Below are 17,458 nucleotides of genomic sequence, written 5' to 3'. Positions count from 1 at the left end.
TCGGATGTTGGGAAATGGCGGCAGCATAGCAGCCGGCGTCAAGCCCTGCAGCTTCGCTCGAGGCTTCTCCGGCGACAGGCCTGCGAGGGGGCGCTGTAAACCCTTCCCTGGGCGCTACCGACGCCATCCATGGCGTAGGACCCCCTCTCCGACCTATCCCCGGGGCTACTCGCTCTGGATGACCTATCTTGAGCGGAGTTGTTGGTCTAGCCAGGCGAGCCGCTCCGGGGTGCCTACATCGACCCAGGCGCCGCAATGATGGCTGCCTCCTACGCGATTGTTGGCCTTCGCCTGGCGCAGCAGCGGGGCCAGGGCAAAGGCGCCGGGCCCATGGTCGGCCACAAGGGCCGGGTCGAGCAGACTGATCCCGGCGAAGGTCAGCCGGGGTTCACCCTGGTCGTGGACGCGCCCTTGGGGCGTCAGGTGAAAATCGCCTCGCGGATGATGATCCGGATTGTCGACCAACACCAGGTGTGCGAGGTCGTCATTCAGGGCGGGCAGGCTGGCCGGGTCCAGGTCGCACCAGATGTCGCCGTTGACCAGCAGGAAGGGCGAGTCGCCCAGCAGTGGCAGCGCGCGCTGAATGCCGCCGCCGGTCTCGAGCGGGGTCTCCTCCCGGCTCCAGGAGATGGCGACGCCGAAGGCCGAGCCATCGCCCAGGGCCTCGATGATCTGCCCGGCCCGGTAGCTGACGTTGATCACCACCTCGCGGATGCCGGCCGCCGCCAGGCGTTCCAGATGGTGAACGATGAGCGGCTTGCCTGCCACCGGTAGCAGCGGCTTGGGGCAGCGGTCGGTGAGGGGGCGCATGCGCGTACCGAGCCCGGCAGCGAGTATCATCGCCTTCATGGGCGGGCTCCGGGGTCGACGCCATCGGCCATGAGCCGCGCTTCCAGCGCGGGGCGGAAATGGGTAGTGAGCCAATCGCGAAACGCCTGGTGTTCGGGCAGGCCGGCCAGGCTCTCCTCCAGGTGGCCGAGGAAGTGGGGCAGGCGTTGCAGGTAGCCTTCACGCCCGTCGCGCCGCGTCAGGCGGCAGAAGATGCCCAACACCTTGAGCGCCCGCTGGGCCGCCATGGCCTGTGCCTGGTGCAGGAATGTCTCGGTCGTGGTGGCGCTGGAAAGGCGTCCGTCGGCGATGGCCCGTCGGCGGAAGGCCTCGATCCAGGCCTCGAAGCGCTCCGGCGGGAAACGGCAGTAGCGGCCGCGCAGCAGCGAGATCGGGTCATAGCTGATGGGGCCGGCCACTGCGTCCTGGAAGTCGATCAGATAGAGCCGCTCGTCTTGCACCATCAAGTTCATGGCGTCGAAATCCCGATGCACCGTGACCACCGGCTGGGCCAACGCCGAGTCGATCAGCGACTCGCGCAGCGTGTCCCAGCCCGGCGGAAACTCCGGTATGCCGAGCCATTCTCTCAGGCACCACTCAGGGAAAAGCGCCAGCTCCCGCCCCAGCAGGGCGGCATCATAGGGCGGAAGGTCATGGGGTCCGGCGCGGTTCTGCAGCTCGTGGATCAGGTCGAGGGCGTGGTCATGCCAGGCCAGGGTGTCGGGGGCATCGTCGCCATGGAAACGAACCTGAAGCGGCTCATCTCCCAGGTCATCAAGTTCGATGAACCCCTCGTCCAGGTCTAGCGCATGCAGGTTCGGTACCGGCAGGCCAGCGGCTTGCCAGCGTCGGGCGATGGCGGCGAAGGGGCGGCCGTCCTCCTGCGGCGTGGGGGCATCCATCAGCATCCGCGTGGTACCGTCGGGCAGGCGCAGCCGGAAGTAGCGTCGAAAACTGGCGTCGCCTGCGGCCAGCTGCAAATCGCAGGCATCGATGGGAAGATTGTGTTGCTTTGCCGCCCAGCGGCGCAGGGCATCGAATCGCTTCGCGGTGTCGGCCTGGGGCATGCGGGCTCCTTGCTGATGTCGGGCGGTGCCGGTTGACGCCCGTTGGGCACCGCCGCATGCTCGCTCAATCACATACGACAGGCCGGGTAGGGTCTGTATAATACCGATTCTCTCCCGCAAGGACATCGTGGAACATGGGCAAGGGACAAGCAGGGGCAGCGCTCGCTGGCCTGATCACATACGGCCTGACCTATGGCGCGCTGTCGGCGGTGGCACTGGAACCCCTGCCGGGCGTTCAGCTTGACTGGCACCCATGGGGCGAGGCTCGCCCGGCGGGGGCGCTCTGTCGTGGCACCTATGTGATGCCCGAGTACCGCCTGCCGGCAACAGATGATCCCCAACAGGTGCGTACCGAATCCGATAGCGCCTTCTATGGCGAGGAAGGCGAGACGATTCTGGGCGGTGAAGTCATCCTGCGGCGAGGCGACAGTCAGCTGGAATCGCCCCAGGTCAGTGTGCCGGCTTCGCGGGAGCAGGCGTTTGCCGAGGGGCCGCTGGCGTTACGCGACCAGAATCTGCTGGTACGTGGGCAGTCCGCCGAGGTTTCTCTGGTCAGCGATGCCGCCCATATCGACTCGGCGCACTACGTCATCCACGACCAGCGCCTGAGGGGCAATGCGTTGCAGCTTGCGCGCCAGGAGGATGGCCGCTATCGGTTGACCGCGGCGAACTTCACCACCTGCGACCCGGGCGACGAGATGTGGCGCCTGGTGACCGGCGACCTGGTGCTCGACCGCGAGACGGGCTTCGGCACTGCTCGGCATGCCCGCCTGGAGATGGGGCAGGTGCCGGTCTTCTACTGGCCCTGGGTCCGTTTCCCCATCGATGATCGTCGCCATACCGGCTTCCTGTGGCCGGAGATTGGCGCCTCGGGCGGTGCCCTGGACTATGCCCAGCCGTTCTACTGGAATATCGCGCCCAATCACGATGCCACCTTGACCCCGCGTCTGATCACCGACCGGGGCCTGCTCTTGGGGGGCGAGTATCGCTACCTCTTCCCCACCGATGCCGGCCAGGTCGAAGGTGCCTTTCTTTCCAGCGATGGCGGCGGCTCCAGCGACGACCCCAATGCCGCCTCGCGCCGCTTCGAGGGCGAGGATCGCTGGTATATCGACTATCGGCACTCCGGATACTTCGACCGGCGCAATCGCTATGACCTGCGCTACGGTGGTGCCAGCGACGGCCGCTACTTCGACGACTATGGCAGCATCTTCGGCGATGACCCCTCCAACATGCACCGCCTGGCCCGTTTGCAGCACCTTGGCGATGTCTGGCAATTCGATGCCCGGGCCGAAGGGTTTCAGCGGCTGGACGATCCGCTGCGGGAACGAGACAAGCCGTTCTATCGGCTTCCCAGCCTGACGGCGAACGCGCGCTTTACCCAGGAGGGAGGGTTCTATCAGCAGTGGCGCTCCAACCTCACCTATTTCTGGCGTGATGTGGACGAAGTGGCCATTCCGCGGGAGCGGGAGGCAGCAGTGGGCAGCCGACTTCATCTATCTCCGGCAACGGGCTGGCGCTTCGATGAGAGCTGGGGCTATCTCGAGCCCAGGGTCGAGTGGCTCTATACCGCCTATGCCCTCGACTATGGACAGCGCGATATCGATCGGGATACCTCGCTGCAGCGGGCTGTGCCGGTATCGTCAATCGACGGCGGGCTGGTCTTCGAGCGGGAACTGGATCTCGGCGGTCGCGACTACCGTCATACCCTGGAGCCACGGCTCAACTATGCCTACGTACCCGTTCAGGACCAGCGTGACTTCCCCGTCTTCGATACCAGCGAGCGCGCTTTCTCCTGGAATCAGCTCTGGTCGCCTCATCGTTTCTCCGGCTCGGACCGGGTGGGGGACCTCAATCGGCTGTCCGTTGGCCTCGAGTCACGCCTGCTGGAGGACGCAGGAGGGCGTGAACGTCTTTCGTTCGGGGTGGGCCAGGCGTTCTACTTCGATGACCGCAACATCGATCTCGATGGCGACCCCGATACATTGCCACCGGAGTCGGATTTCGAGCGTTACTATAATGCCACGCGGGATCGTTCATCGCTGATCTCGCGGCTCGACTGGCAGATCGACGATCATTGGCGAAGCCGCCTGGAGTGGATCTACGATGACCGGCAGCAGCGCACCGAACGCAGCTCGGCCTATCTACAGTATCGTGCCGATGCCGGACACGTATTGAACCTTGGCTATCGCTGGGAACTCCAAGGGTTCGATCCTTCAGTGGAGCCCGACGATGACGAGTTTCGTGACTTCGATCGTGAAGAGTTCGACCTGTCGTTTGCCTGGAACGCATCGCCGCGGGTGGACCTGATCGGTCGGGCGCTGTACGACTACACCAATGACCGCTTTCTGGACCAGTTGGCGGGTGTGCAGTGGAACGACTGCTGCTATGGTCTGCAGCTCGTCTGGCGCCGCTGGATCGATGACAGTGGTACCGCACGGATCGATAATGACGTCACCGAGCACGGCATTTTCCTGCGCTTCGTGCTGAAGGGGCTGGGTGGCGTCGGCGGCGACGCCGGCGACTATTTCGAACAGGCCGTTCCGGGTTACCGTGCCACCGCGTTTTGAGGTGGCCCAAGCAGGTTTTCTATCAGAGACACCATGAGAGGAAAGAACGTTATGCGCATCCCGCGAATTGCCACCCTGGGCGTGACCCTGGCGCTGGCCCTATGCCTCGGTGCCGTGTCGCTTACCGCCCAGGCACAGAGTTTCCAGCCGGTGGAGCGTCAGTCGCTGGACCGCATCGTGGCAGTGGTCAATCAACACGCCATCATGGAGAGCGAGCTTGCCGAGCGCGTGGAGCTGGTGCGCAGCCAGGTGGCGGGCCAGGATCAGGGGCTGCCCTCTGAATCGATGCTGCGCGAGCAGGTGCTGGAGAACATCATCGTCGAGGAGATCCAGCTGCAGATGGCGCGCCGCGCCGGGCTTAGCGTCGACGACACCGAACTCAACCGCCAGATGCGGGCGATCGCCGAAAGCAATGGCATGACGTTGGAGCAGTTCGCCGATGCCCTGGAAGCCGACGGCCTGACGATGGCTGCAGTGCGGGAGGAGATCCGCCGTGAGATGCTGATGCGCGAACTTCACCAGCGCCAGGTGGGTTCGCGCGTCAATGTCAGCGAGCGTGAAGTGGAGCGTTTTATCGAGCAGCGGGGCGGTGGTGTAGGCCGTGACCAGGCGCGCCAGATGGTATTCCAGCAGAAGGCTGAAGAGACTCTGGATGCCTGGATCCAGGAGATTCGCGCCGAGGCGTTCGTCGACAATCGCCTCTCCAACTCCCGCTGATGGCAGTGGTGGTTCAGGCGCCTGTCCTGGCACTGACTACCGGCGAGCCCGCCGGAATCGGGCCCGAACTGGCTCTGCAACTGGCGGCCGGTCCGGGGTTGCCGGCGCGGGTTGTGGCGGTGGGCGATCCGCAGCTGCTGGCCGAGCGTGCCGCCATGGTAGACGCGCGGGTCGAGCTGGTGACGCTGGCACCAGATGAGCCGGTGCCGGCGCCGAAGGCCGGTGTACTGCCGGTCTGGCCGGTGGCGCTGCGGGAGCCGAGCCTGCCGGGTCGGCTGGCGGTCGCCAATTCCGACTATGTGCTGGAAACCCTGGACCTGGCGGTACGGGCGTGTCTTGCCGGTGACGCTGCCGGCATGGTCACCGCCCCCCTGCACAAGGGGGTGATACTCGATGCCGGCCATGCGGGGTTCAGCGGCCATACCGAATACCTTCGCGATGCCTGCGGCGTCGATGAGGTGGTGATGCTGCTGGCCACTGATCAGGCGCTGCATGCCAGCGAAGCGAGCTGGCAGGGTGGGGCTGCCCTGAGGGTGGCGCTGGCCACCACTCATCTGCCGCTGAAGGACGTGGCTGGGGCCATTACCGACGCGCGCCTGGCGCGAATCCTGCGTATCCTGCAGGCCGACCTCAAGCGCTGGTTCGGCGTTGAGAACCCGCGCATCGCCGTCTGTGGCCTCAACCCCCATGCCGGAGAAGGGGGGCACCTGGGTCGCGAGGAGATCGAGGTCATCGTGCCCTGCCTCGAGCGGCTGCGTGGCGAGGGCCTATGCCTCGATGGGCCGCTGCCGGCCGACACCCTGTTCACGCCGCGACATCTGGCAGGCGTGGATGCCGTATTGGCGATGTATCATGACCAGGGCCTGCCGGTGCTCAAGTATGCCGGCTTCGGCCGTGCCGCCAATATCACCCTGGGGCTGCCGCTGGTACGGACCTCGGTGGACCATGGCACGGCGCTGGACCTGGCAGGCCGCGGCGTTGCCGACCCGGGCAGCCTGCGCGTGGCCATCGCGCTAGCCGCCGACATGGCCCGCCGAGGCGCGGCCGCTTCACTATCCTGACGAACGACAAGACAAGGACTTTTTCATGGCATCGCGCCCGCCGGTCCACCGCGCTCGCAAGCGCTTCGGCCAGAATTTCCTGCGTGACCCCGGCATCATCTCGCGCATCGTGCGGGCCATAGCCCCTCGCCCCGGTGATCGCCTGGTGGAGATCGGCCCCGGTCAGGGCGCCCTGACCGAACCACTGGTAGAGGCAGCCGATGGACGGCTCGAGGTGATCGAGCTGGACCGTGACCTGATACCCGGGCTGCGGGTGCAGTTCTTCAACGTTCCCGATTTCATCATCCATGAGGGCGATGCGCTCAAGTTCGACTTTCGCGCCCTGCGTGGCGAGGGCGAGCCGCTGCGGGTGGTCGGTAACCTGCCCTATAACATCTCCACGCCTCTCATCAGTCACCTGCTCGAGGCGGGAGACGCGATAGCCGACATGCACTTCATGCTGCAGAAGGAAGTGGTCGAACGCCTGGCCGCCGAACCGGGCGGCCCCGACTGGGGGCGGCTGTCGGTCATGGCGCAATACCGCTGTCGGGTCGATGCGCTGTTCACCGTGCCACCGGAAGCCTTCGTCCCACGCCCAAAGGTCGAGTCGGCCATTGTCAGGCTGACGCCCCACTCGCGACTGCCGCATCCGGCAAATGACGAGACGCTGCTATTCCATGTGGTGCGTCAGGCCTTCGGCCAGCGGCGCAAGACGCTGCGCAACAATCTCAAGGGTCGCATCGAAGCCGATGCCCTCGCGGCCTTGGGCATCGAGCCGTCTCGCCGGCCTCAGACACTGACGATCGAAGAGTTCGTCCGCATCGCCAACCATCTGTCCGCTTTGGAGGCGACGTCATGAATCGGGGAACGAATACGCCACAGACAAGTGAAGTGCTGGTTGACGTCGAGCCCGCCTTCCGCGGAGATGAATCCTCCAGCGATGAAGCACGCTATGTCTTCAGCTATACGGTGACTATCCACAATCATTCAGCACGCAGCATGCAGCTGCTGGCTCGTCACTGGAAGATCACCCAGGGCAGTGGCAAGGTGCAGGAGGTGCGTGGCAAGGGAGTGGTCGGTCAACAGCCGATGATTGGCCCAGGGCAGACCTTTCGCTATACCAGTCGCGCTATCCTGGATGGGCCGGTAGGCGTCATGGAGGGGGCCTATACCTGTGTCGATACTGCCAGCCAGCGGCCCTTCGAGGTGGAAATCCCCCCCTTCCGACTGGCCACTCCCAACCAGATACACTGAAGCGACGAGAACGGCAGGGGGGAGCATATGACGACCTACGCCATCGGAGACTTGCAGGGCTGTCACGCCGAATTCGTCGAACTGCTCGAACGGCTCGCTTTCGATCCCAGGCATGATCGCCTTTGGCTTGCCGGTGACCTGGTCAATCGTGGGCCGGGATCGCTGGATTGCCTGCGCGAAGTGCGGGCACTCGGCGAGGCTGCCGTGACGGTACTGGGCAACCACGACCTCCATTTGTTGGCGGTGGCGCGTGGCGGGGCATCGCTTAACCGCAAGGATACCCTCGAGAGCATTCTTGAGGCACCGGATCGTGAGGCGCTGCTCGACTGGCTGCAGTCTCGCCCGTTGCTGGTGCGACAGGCGGTGGCAGGGCAGGGCGATACGGTGATGAGTCATGCGGGAGTGCTGCCGCAGTGGTCACCGGCGCTGGCCGAGGTGCTGGCCGGTGAAGTGGTCGGCGAGCTGCGCAGCGAGCGCAGCGGTGCCTTTCTCGAGCAGATGTACGGCAATGAGCCCGCCTGCTGGCATGATTCGCTCGAAGGAGTCGACCGGCTGCGCGCCATCGTCAATGTGCTGACCCGGATGCGCTTCATCGACGCCGAGGGCTGTCTCGATTTCTCTGCCAAGGAGGGCCTGGACAGCGCGCCAGCCGGCTTTGCCCCCTGGTTCTGCTATCCTCGCCAGGATGAGGCCCGGCTGGTGTTCGGTCACTGGGCGGCCCTGGAGGGGAAGGCCCCCGGTGCGCGCGCCCGGGTCGAGGCGCTTGATACCGGCTGTGTCTGGGGCGGCAGGCTGACGGCATTGAATCTCTCCACCGGCGAGCGTACTGGCGTGCCCAGTCATCAGCGCCGCTGATCTTTTCCTCCGACCCGGGAGCCAGCCATGACGCCCCCTTCGTACCAGCACCTGACGCCCGAGACCCTCGATGCATGGCTGACTGCGGATGATCCCCTTACGCTGGTGGATATTCGTGACCCGGCGAGCTTCGCCAATGGCCGCATACCCGGCAGCCTGCATCTGGACAACGACAGCTTGCCGGCGTTGCTCGAGGCCGCGCCCCGTGGGCAGCCAATGGTGGTCATCTGCTATCACGGTCACTCCAGTCAGCAGGCGGCAGACTGGCTGGCGGGCGTGGGTTTTGCCGAGGTCTATAGCCTCGATGGCGGGTTCACCGAATGGCAGCATCGGCATCCGGGCAGGGTGGAGCGCTGAGGTATGAGAAGAGGGCGAGACCGTTACCTTGAGGGACTCGAGGCCTATCGGGTGGGCGGGGCGGTCCGTGACTCTCGGCTGGGCTGGCCGGTCAAGGACACCGACTGGGTGGTAGTGGGGGCCACGCCGGAGGAGATGCAGCGGCGGGGCTTTCGTCCGGTAGGTCGGGATTTCCCGGTTTTCCTGCACCCCGAAACCCACGAGGAGTATGCCCTGGCCCGTACCGAGCGAAAGTCCGGCCATGGCTATACCGGTTTCGTCGTGCATGCCAGCCCCGAGGTGACGCTGGAGGAGGACCTGGCTCGTCGCGATCTGACAATCAATGCCATGGCCGAGACGCCGGACGGGAGGCTCGTCGACCCCTACGGCGGTCTTGAGGACCTCGAGGCCCGAGTGCTGCGCCACGTGTCGCCGGCCTTCGTCGAGGATCCGCTGCGGGTGCTGCGTACCGCCCGGTTTCTGGCCCGCTATGCCGGGCTTGGCTTCACCATCGCCGATGAAACCCTGGCACTGATGCGGGAACTGGCCGAGAGCGGAGAGTTGACCCACCTGGTGGCCGAGCGGGTCTGGACCGAGACCGAGAAGGCGCTGGGCGAACCTGGCCCGGCGGTCTACTTTCGGGCATTGGATGACTGCGGCGCCCTTGCCGTGTTGCTGCCCGAGCTGGCGCGGGATGCCAAAATGCTGGAAGCGGCGCTGGCGCGACTGGACTGCCTGCCGGAGGGGCTGGCAGGCGATGAATGCTGGCGCTGGGCACGGCTGGTCGAGCATCTGGATCACGAAGCCCGTGATGCCATGGCAGATCGTTTGCGTTTGCCTCGCGCCTATCGCGACCTGGCGCGACAAGCGGCGCTGACGCGATGGCTTCGTGATCAGCCTGGGCCTGGTCCGGCGGCGGTGCATGAGTGGCTGGATGGCATCGATGCCTGGCGACGTGGCGAGCGGGTCGCACCGCTACTGGCGCTGGTCGAACTCGAAGTGCCTAGGCTCGCCGAAACGCTCGGGCGCGCCTGGCGAGCCGTCGCTCAGCTGTCGCCCAGAATCCTGGTCGAAGAGGGCTTCAAGGGGGGCGCGCTGGGCACAGAGCTGGCCCGACGCCGCCGGGCCATTATCGTGCAGGTGCTGGATCAGGATGCCCGCTCGGATGCCTGATGGTTCGCTCGTCTCAGCCGTCGGAACGGATGCGGGCGATGATCTCGTGCAACCGTTCCTCTGCCTCGTCATTGGCGACCTGGCAGGTGCCGGCATTGAAGTGGCCGCCACCACCGTAGGCCAGGCAGAGTTCGCCAACGTTTGTGCGGCTGGAGCGGTCGAGGATTGACTTGCCGATGGCAAACACGGTGTTTTGCTTTCTCAGCCCCCACATCACGTGAATGGAGATATTGCAGTCCGGGTAGAGGGCATAGATGACGAAGCGGTTGGTGGCATAGATGGTCTCTTCGTCGCGCAGGTCGAGAACCACCAGATTGCCGTGAACCGCTGCGCAGCGCTGGATCTGATCCCGGGCCTTGTCGCTGTGTTCCCGATACAGCTCGATGCGCTCCTGCACGTCAGGCAGGTCGAGGATCTCCTCGATACTGTGCTCCCGGCAGTAGTCGATGAGCTTCATCATCAACTGGTAGTTCGAGATGCGGAAGTCGCGGAAGCGCCCGAGCCCGGTGCGCGCATCCATGATGAAGTTGAGCAGCACCCAGCCTTGCGGATTCAGCACCTCTTCGCGGTCGAACTGGGCCGAATCACCCTTGTCCACGGCGTCCATCATGTCGTCCCAGCGAGCGGGGAAGGCGTCATGACCGCCATAGTGGCGCCACACTACTCTCGCTGCCGAAGGGGCGTCGGGATCGATGACATGATTGTCCGCCCGCTGCTCGTTGCGCAGCGTTTCGCTGAGGTGGTGGTCGAAGGCGAGGTGGCAGCCGGGCACATAGGGCAGGTTGGTGGTAATGTCCCGATCGCTAATCTCGATCTTGCCATCCTGCATATCCTTGGGATGCACGAAGAGGATGTCCTCGATCAGGTCGAGGTGCTTGAGCAGGGCACCACATACCAGACCATCGAAGTCGCTGCGCGTCACAAGGCGGAATTTGGCAGGCATCATGATTCCTTTTCTTGTTCATTTTGGGGCTCCTTTACGAAGCATTACCCAAGTTTACCTAACTGCGTGCGGTTGCCAACTAAATCCGACGGGCCACAGTCGCTGGTCGGGGGCATTGAAATTTTCCCAGAGCTCGCCATAGGTGCGTCCATCGCGAGGATGGCGCGCTTCGGGCAACAGTTCGGCCAAGGGCTGTAGCACGAAGGCGTGCTGAAGAATCTCTCCCCGCGGCAGTTCGACCCCATCATGTTCTCCGATCAGGTCGCCCACCGTCAGCAGGTCGATGTCCAGGGTGCGCGGGCTGAACTTGGGACTCTCCTTGCGCCGGCCATTGGCGAACTCCAGGCGCTTGCACCAGGCCTGAAGCTCGCCAACCATCCAGTCGCTCTCGAAGGCGACGACGAGATTGAAGAAGTTGCGACCATCCTCGAACCCTACCGGCTCGCTTTCGAATACACGCGAGACAGCCAGGCTACCGAAGGTGCTCGCCAAGGCATCCAGGCAGGTGCGAACGTGATGCTCTCGGTCGATGTTGCTGCCAATGCTGGCGCTGATCAGGGCCATCACGTCTCCTCTGGCCGGGTGCCCCGCTCGATGCGAACGCCGACTGCGGCGGCGGCGGGCACGGCACCGGGTTTACGCACGGTGAGGCGCAGCCATGGAATGGCGAACTCATCACGCAGTGTCTCCGCGAGTCGCTCACTGAAGGTTTCCACCAGGGCAAAATCGTGATCGCTTGCAAAGCGGGTGACCCGCTCGCTAATGGCGGCATAGTCGAGGGTGAGGGAAATATCATCGCCGGTTGCAGCGGGGCGAATGTCGGTGGCCAGCTCCAGGTCGAGCAGCAATCGCTGGGTGATGGTTCGCTCCCAGTCATAGACGCCGATCACGGTCTCCACTGCGAGCGACTCGATCAGTACACGATCCATGGTGCCTCCCCGTAGGCGGAGGATGCGTTGGCATCCAATTTGGCGCCCGATTGTACGTGAGCCGCCGGGGGGATGACAGGACAATGCCCTGTCTTAACGCCGTCCGGGGTGGCAGAATCCGGAGCAAGGGTGTGGCAGGAGACAAGAACAGGTGACATCGGTCGAGTGGCTGCCACTGCTGCTGGGGGTGGGCTATCTCAGCGGTTCCTGGCTGGGTGCGCTGAGCGTGTGCCGAATGGCAGGCGTGGAGGACCCGCGGCTGGGCGGGTCCCATAACCCGGGGTTCTCCAATGTGCTGCGGCTGCATGGCCGCCGGCTGGCACTGGCGACCCTGCTGCTGGATGCCTTCAAGGGCATGCCTGTGCTCTGGTTGTCCCTGTGGCTTGGGCTGCCGCCCTGGGCCCAGGGGATGGTCGGCCTGGCGGTGCTGCTGGGCCACAGCTACCCTATCTGGCACCGCTTTCGCGGTGGCAAGGCCGTCGCCAGCGCCTTCGGCGTGATGCTTGTCCTGACGCCCTGGGTGGCGTTGTGTTGTGCCCTGCTCTGGGCAATCCTGGCCTGGCGCGTGCGCACTGCCGCGGTGGCCTCCCTGGCCAGTGGCGGGCTGGCGCCGCTGGTCAGCGTCTGGCTGGCGCCGGACTATGTCATCGTGGTGATGGCCTTTACCGCGCTGGTGCTGGCACGGCATATGCTGAATATCCGGCGCCTCAGGCGCGGCGACGAGCAGGGATTCTAGCAGGCTGGTGCCGGGGCAAGCGGCGCGGAGGTGGGCGTCGCCGGCCATCAGTTGCGAGTTGGTGCTCGCAGGGTATCCATCGGCCAGCGTGGTACGGCCTTCATGATGCCGATCTCGTCGCGCTCACCCGCCGACAGCCGCTGAGCGCCCACATAGGCGATCATCGCGCCGTTATCGGTGCAGAAGCGACCACGGGGATAATAGGTGCGGGCGCTGCGCTTGTCGGTCTCCCGTTCCAGCCGTTCCCGCAGGCGCGCATTGGCACTGACGCCGCCCGCCATCACCAGCCGCTTGAGCCCGGTGGCGTCCAGCGCACGGCGACACTTGATCACCAGCGTATCTACCACCGCCTCCTCGAAGGCCCGGGCCACGTCGGCCCGAGCCTGGTCGTCGAGCGCGCCATCCTGCTCCAGCCGTTTCAGGGTGGTCAGGGTATGGGTCTTGAGCCCCGAGAAGCTGAAGTCGAGCCCCGGGCGGTCGGTCATGGGGCGTGGAAAGCGAAAGCGACCGGGGTCGCCCAGTTCGGCGAGTTTCGCTACCTGTGGGCCGCCGGGGTAGGAGAGCCCCAGCATCTTGGCCGCCTTGTCGAAGGCCTCTCCGGCGGCGTCATCCACCGACTCGCCCAGCAGCCGATAGTCGCCCAGTCCCTGGACCTCGACCAGCTGGGTGTGACCACCCGACACCAGCAGCGCCACGAAGGGAAAGGCCGGCGGTGACGTCTCCAGCATCGGTGCCAGCAGGTGCCCCTCCATGTGATGCACCCCCAGCACCGGAATGGCCAGTGCTCGCGCCATGCCATGAGCGGTACTGGCTCCCACCATCAAGGCACCGACCAGCCCCGGCCCAGCGGTATAGGCGATGGCATCCAGCTCGGTGCGGGAGGCACCGGCCTGGTCGAGCACCTGCTGGATCAGTGGCAACAGTCGACGGGTGTGGTCCCGCGAGGCAAGCTCTGGTACCACGCCACCGTATTCGGCGTGCATGGCGACCTGGCTGTAGAGCGCGTCGGCCACCAGGCCGCGTTCGGTGTCATAGAGCGCGACGCCGGTTTCATCGCAGGAGGTTTCGATGCCGAGTACTAGCATGGGGTGGGCTCGTGAGAAGTGATAACCGGGATTCTACCAAACTGACCCCAGCTGGACTGCGGTTTAATGGTCGCTCGAAGGCAAGGACGACATCTTGGGTGGCAAAAGCCCCGAATCAGCCCCGCAGGTCGATGTGTTGGCCTTGACCTCCACGGCCGATGCGGCGCGCGGTGCGACTTTTCGGTGGCATTGTTTCAGGGGTTGATATCGAGAGCAGCGTCTTGGCTCGCTGCGGGGAGGGCGGCGAGTGAGAAGGCCTCCTGTACCTGGGCGAGCAGTGCCTTGCCCTGGCAGTCGCTTGCCAGCCAGCCTTGGACCAGGCCGCTCTTGACGAGCTCGGTGACCCGGGTGGTGTCCTCCGTAGCGGCAAGGGCGAGACAGGTGACTTCGGGATAGAGGGCCCGAATGCGCTTGAAGAACTCCAGGCCCGGCATCTCCGGAAGGTGCAGGCCGCCGACCACCACGCGAATGCCGTTCAGGGCGAGCAGGTCGAAGGCTTCATTGATGTGCGTGGTGGCCAATGGACGGTAGCCGGCCTTCTGCAACGGAGTACACAGCGCGGCAAGTGCATTTGCATCGGTATCCATCAGCAGCAGCGAGCGGCCGTCGTCGGCCGAATTGCTGTCGGGCAACGTCATGCGTCGCCGTTCCCTCAACAGAGCCTCCAGCTCCCTCGCCGGCAGTGGGCGACTGAACAGATAGCCCTGCAGTTGGTCGCAGCAATGGCGGCGCAGGGTGGCGGCCTGGGCTTGGGTTTCCACTCCTTCGGCCACGACCTGAAGGCGAAGCCCGCGCCCCATCGCGATGATGGTCTGGGCGATAGAGGCCTCATCCGGTGAGGTGGTGATGTTGGTAATGAAGCTGCGGTCGATCTTCAGCGTATCGAAGGGGAAGCGGCGCAGGTAGGCCAGGCTGGAATAGCCGGTGCCGAAATCGTCCACGGCCAGGCGCACGCCGAGGGACTTGAGTTCGTTCAGGACTCTGATGGTCTCCTCGGGGCGCTCCATGACCGCACTTTCGGTCAGCTCCAGCTCCAGCAGTGCGGGGGGGAAGCCTGTTTCGGCCAGGATCCTGCCGACCGAGGCGGCCAGGTCTACCTGCTGTAGCTGGCGGGTCGAAAGGTTGACCGCCATATTCAGTGGGCCAAGCCCCTGGAGCTGCCAGGCCTGGCCCTGCAGGCAGGCCTGGCGCAGGGCCCACTCGCCCAAGGGTTGGATCAGACCGGTATCCTCAGCGATCGGGATGAAGGTCATGGGCGAAACGTTGCCTTCGCTGGGGTGGTGCCAGCGGGCCAGTGCCTCCATGCCGACTACCTCGCCAGTGGCCAGCTCCACCTTGGGCTGGTAGTGCAGCTCGAGGGCATTGTCCTCGAGCGCGCGGCGCAAGTCCTGCTCGAGTGCCAGGCGCTGCTGGGCCGCTGCATTAAGGTCTTCGGTGAAGAAGCGATAGGTGTTCTTCCCTTCCCGCGCTGCCAAACGCTGGGCCGTGGTGGCGTTGCCAAGCAGTGATTCGAGATCCTGGCCGTCCTGCGGTAGCACGCTGATGCCGGCATGCATGCTGATGCGCAGATCATGGCCTTCGATGGTCAGCGGGCGAAAGACCGTGTCGATCATTCGCTGGGCAACGGCGGCGATGCCCTGGGCATCGGGCGCGTCGGAGAGGATGACGACGAATTCGTCTCCCGCATAGCGAGCCACCATATCCTGCTGGCGAGCGCACTCTGACAACCGCTGCCCGACAGACTGCAGCACCTTGTCGCCAACGCGATGGCCCAGGCTATCGTTAAGCAGGTGGAAGCGGCTGATATCGAGCGACAGCAGGGCGACCTGCTTGCCTCGCTGTAGGGCTTGGCTTGCCAGCTTGTCGAAGCGCTGGGCCAGCAGAGTGCGATTGGGCAGGTTCGTCAGACTGTCATAAAAGGCCAGATGGTTTATCTGCTCCTCCATCCGCTTGCGTTCGCTGATGTCGTACTGGATGCCGACGAAGTGGGTGATAATGCCGTGCCGGTTGCGAACCGGACTGATGGAGGTCAACTCCCAATAGGGTTCTCCATCCTTGCGCCGGTTCAGCACCTCCCCTTCCCACACCTTGCCTTGCTGAAGCGTCCTGCGCAGGTTGCGGTACTGGCTGCGTGGCAGCCGCCCGGGTTCAAGCAGGGGGATGCGCCTGCCTTTGATCTCTTCGGGTGCGTAGCCGGTGGTGCGTGTGAACTGGGGGTTTACATATTCGGTGATACCATTGGCATCGGTGATGACGATGGAGCTGACGCTTTGATCGATGGCCTGGTTGAGCTTCAGGAGTTCCTGCTCCGCATGAATGCGCTCGGTCACGTCTCGGCCATTGGCAACATAGTGGGTAATTTCGCCAGACGGGTCGAACAGCGGTGAAACGGCAAGCTCCTCATAGTACGAGTCGCCGCTGGCACCCAGGTTGATCAGTGTGGCACGGAAGGTGTCGCCATTTTTCAGGGCGCTGCGGAAATCCTGGTACAGCTCGGGCGGGTTGCGTTCATGACTTTTGAAGATGCGTACATTCATGCCGAGAATGTCTTCTCGCTGGTATCCGCGCATCTGCTCGAACGCCCTGTTGACGTATTCGATTTCCCGGCGGCGATTGGTGATGATGACTGAATCGGCGCTTTGCTCGACGGCGTGAGAGAATTTTCGCAGCTCTGCCTCGGTCGCTTCTCGTTGTTCGATATCTTTGACAAGACTGCTGCGCAGGGACTCGAAGGCCTGCGCGAGACTGCCGATCTCGTCACTGGAAAACGCCGGTAACGGTTGTTTCAAGTCATTGGCGACATGATTCACCGCTGTTTCGAGGCGCAACAGGGGATGAAGAATGCGCCGCCTGATAGACCAGACGGCAAAAACGAAGATGCTCACGGCAGTGAGAATGGAGAAGGCCACCATGGCCACGGAGAGCATGACGCCGTCACGCAGCCTGTCGAGGCTGGTTTCGAAATGATCACTTACGGCTTCCGAAAGAGTCAGCACGGAGCCGATGCCTGCCGTGGCTTGCTGGTACCACTCGGCAGCACTGACCGGGTAGGCGGCTCGATCACTGTCGGCTTCATAGACTGCGAGTCGAAGAGCCTGGTACTCATCGAGAAAGTGGGCGTCCAGCTCGGCTCTCGCCCTTGTCAGGGCAGGGATGTCAGGCAGTTGCTGGATCAGGGTCTCGACTCGGGCAAGCGAGGCTTCGACGATGTCGCGATAGCGCTGTAGTCTTGCTCGTTCATTTTCGCTCAGGGTGCGCTGCTGGGCGATGGCCGAGCCGATGATGGCCCGTTCCCGCCCGGCATACTCGCTGACATTGAACAGGGCATCCTTGATCAGCGGATTGGTGGTGTAAGAGTAGATATTGTCCGGCATGGGGTGAGCGGTGGCATCGCGTAGCTCCGACAGGGCATAGATATAGCGTGTTGCCAGGCCGATCCATTGGCTTTCATCGATCTCTGCGGCCTCGCTGGCGATACGCTGGTCTACCTTCTGGCGCGCGGTTGCCATTGTGTCGTGGTGCTGGGTGAGTTGCTGCAGGCCGCGGCGAAGGGGGTGAGTGTCGTCGATTCGAGCAAGGCTCGGCAGCTCTGAGGCAGAGGCCTGGATGGCATGATAGAGTGCGTTGCCATCGTGTCGTTGGCGGGCCATCTCGTACATCATGTCCGGGCTGGCCTCGGCCGGGTGAGACAGGATGGCAGCGGTGATTCCGCGCTCCATGGCCATGACACCGCTCGCGCGAAGGGACAGGTCTGCCACCCGATTGCTCTGGTGGACCCACTGCGCGGCGTTCAGCTTGGCCCGGATCTCACGAATTTCCCAACTCGAACCCAGCAGAATCAGTAGCCCCATCAGCGTCAGCAGAAAAATCAAGAGATTGCGAATGGTCATCTGTGGCACCACGCAATGGCCCTGCCCCGCGCTCT

16 protein-coding genes are annotated in these 17,458 nt (G+C 64.2%); 9 read left to right on the top strand and 7 right to left on the bottom strand.

Annotated features, from left to right (window positions below; translation table 11 throughout):
* Positions 1-183 precede the first annotated feature (183 nt).
* Positions 184-849, bottom strand: a complete 666-nt coding sequence (gene murU, locus LOKO_RS10795; protein ID WP_066448854.1) for an N-acetylmuramate alpha-1-phosphate uridylyltransferase MurU — start codon at positions 847-849, stop codon at positions 184-186.
* Positions 846-1,895, bottom strand: a complete 1,050-nt coding sequence (locus LOKO_RS10790; RefSeq protein ID WP_066448852.1) for an aminoglycoside phosphotransferase family protein — start codon at positions 1,893-1,895, stop codon at positions 846-848. The genes murU and LOKO_RS10790 overlap by 4 nt, the downstream gene beginning before the upstream one ends.
* A gap of 134 nt (positions 1,896-2,029) precedes the next feature.
* On the opposite strand from LOKO_RS10790, the gene LOKO_RS10785 reads away from it, so the two are divergent.
* Genes LOKO_RS10785 through LOKO_RS10750 form a run of 8 tightly spaced genes read left to right on the top strand, consistent with a single transcriptional unit; the run spans position 2,030 to position 9,840 of the window.
* Positions 2,030-4,465: an LPS-assembly protein LptD gene (locus LOKO_RS10785; protein ID WP_066448847.1), complete on the top strand. Its 2,436-nt coding sequence runs from the start codon at positions 2,030-2,032 to the stop codon at positions 4,463-4,465.
* 51 nt (positions 4,466-4,516) lie between these two features.
* Complete coding sequence (locus tag LOKO_RS10780) at positions 4,517-5,182, top strand: SurA N-terminal domain-containing protein (RefSeq protein ID WP_066448843.1); 666 nt, start codon at positions 4,517-4,519, stop codon at positions 5,180-5,182.
* Positions 5,182-6,243, top strand: coding sequence for a 4-hydroxythreonine-4-phosphate dehydrogenase PdxA (gene pdxA, locus LOKO_RS10775; protein WP_066448841.1), 1,062 nt, complete (start codon positions 5,182-5,184; stop codon positions 6,241-6,243). Before LOKO_RS10780 ends, pdxA begins: the two co-directional genes overlap by 1 nt.
* Before the next feature lie 25 nt (positions 6,244-6,268).
* The gene (gene rsmA, locus LOKO_RS10770) at positions 6,269-7,081 is read left to right on the top strand and encodes a 16S rRNA (adenine(1518)-N(6)/adenine(1519)-N(6))-dimethyltransferase RsmA (protein ID WP_066448840.1); all 813 of its coding nucleotides are present in this window, start codon (positions 6,269-6,271) and stop codon (positions 7,079-7,081) included.
* Positions 7,078-7,476 (top strand): Co2+/Mg2+ efflux protein ApaG, encoded by a 399-nt coding sequence (gene apaG, locus LOKO_RS10765; RefSeq protein WP_066448838.1) that lies wholly within the window; start codon positions 7,078-7,080, stop codon positions 7,474-7,476. Before rsmA ends, apaG begins: the two co-directional genes overlap by 4 nt.
* Before the next feature lie 27 nt (positions 7,477-7,503).
* Positions 7,504-8,331, top strand: a complete 828-nt coding sequence (locus tag LOKO_RS10760; protein ID WP_066448835.1) for a symmetrical bis(5'-nucleosyl)-tetraphosphatase — start codon at positions 7,504-7,506, stop codon at positions 8,329-8,331.
* A gap of 27 nt (positions 8,332-8,358) precedes the next feature.
* Positions 8,359-8,688, top strand: coding sequence for a thiosulfate sulfurtransferase GlpE (glpE, locus tag LOKO_RS10755; RefSeq protein WP_066448832.1), 330 nt, complete (start codon positions 8,359-8,361; stop codon positions 8,686-8,688).
* A gap of 3 nt (positions 8,689-8,691) precedes the next feature.
* Entirely contained in the window at positions 8,692-9,840 is a 1,149-nt protein-coding gene (locus LOKO_RS10750; RefSeq protein WP_066448829.1) for a tRNA nucleotidyltransferase/poly(A) polymerase-related protein, read from the top strand.
* 13 nt (positions 9,841-9,853) lie between these two features.
* Here LOKO_RS10750 and LOKO_RS10745 read toward each other — a convergent pair whose 3' ends face one another.
* The 3 genes from LOKO_RS10745 to folB are packed head-to-tail and all read right to left on the bottom strand — an operon-like array spanning position 9,854 to position 11,712.
* Entirely contained in the window at positions 9,854-10,786 is a 933-nt protein-coding gene (locus LOKO_RS10745) for a DHH family phosphoesterase (protein WP_201025315.1), read from the bottom strand.
* A 51-nt stretch (positions 10,787-10,837) separates the two neighbouring features.
* Complete coding sequence (gene folK / locus LOKO_RS10740) at positions 10,838-11,347, bottom strand: 2-amino-4-hydroxy-6-hydroxymethyldihydropteridine diphosphokinase (protein ID WP_066448824.1); 510 nt, start codon at positions 11,345-11,347, stop codon at positions 10,838-10,840.
* A complete protein-coding gene (gene folB / locus LOKO_RS10735) occupies positions 11,347-11,712 on the bottom strand; it encodes a dihydroneopterin aldolase (protein ID WP_066448819.1) in 366 nt (121 codons plus the stop codon). Before folB ends, folK begins: the two co-directional genes overlap by 1 nt.
* A gap of 151 nt (positions 11,713-11,863) precedes the next feature.
* Here folB and plsY point away from each other — a divergent pair, with 151 nt between their 5' ends.
* Positions 11,864-12,448, top strand: coding sequence for a glycerol-3-phosphate 1-O-acyltransferase PlsY (gene plsY, locus LOKO_RS10730; protein WP_201025314.1), 585 nt, complete (start codon positions 11,864-11,866; stop codon positions 12,446-12,448).
* A gap of 47 nt (positions 12,449-12,495) precedes the next feature.
* Here the strand turns inward: plsY and tsaD are convergent, their stop codons facing one another.
* A complete protein-coding gene (gene tsaD, locus LOKO_RS10725) occupies positions 12,496-13,533 on the bottom strand; it encodes a tRNA (adenosine(37)-N6)-threonylcarbamoyltransferase complex transferase subunit TsaD (protein ID WP_066448816.1) in 1,038 nt (345 codons plus the stop codon).
* Between the two features lie 194 nt (positions 13,534-13,727).
* Positions 13,728-17,423, bottom strand: a complete 3,696-nt coding sequence (locus LOKO_RS10720) for an EAL domain-containing protein (RefSeq protein WP_066448812.1) — start codon at positions 17,421-17,423, stop codon at positions 13,728-13,730.
* Between the last annotated feature and the right edge of the window lie 35 nt (positions 17,424-17,458).

The sequence above is a fragment of the Halomonas chromatireducens genome (assembly GCF_001545155.1).
GTDB lineage: Bacteria > Pseudomonadota > Gammaproteobacteria > Pseudomonadales > Halomonadaceae > Halomonas > Halomonas chromatireducens.
The sequence above is the reverse complement of the archived record's forward strand: the minus strand, read 5'-3'. Positions and strand labels throughout refer to the sequence as shown.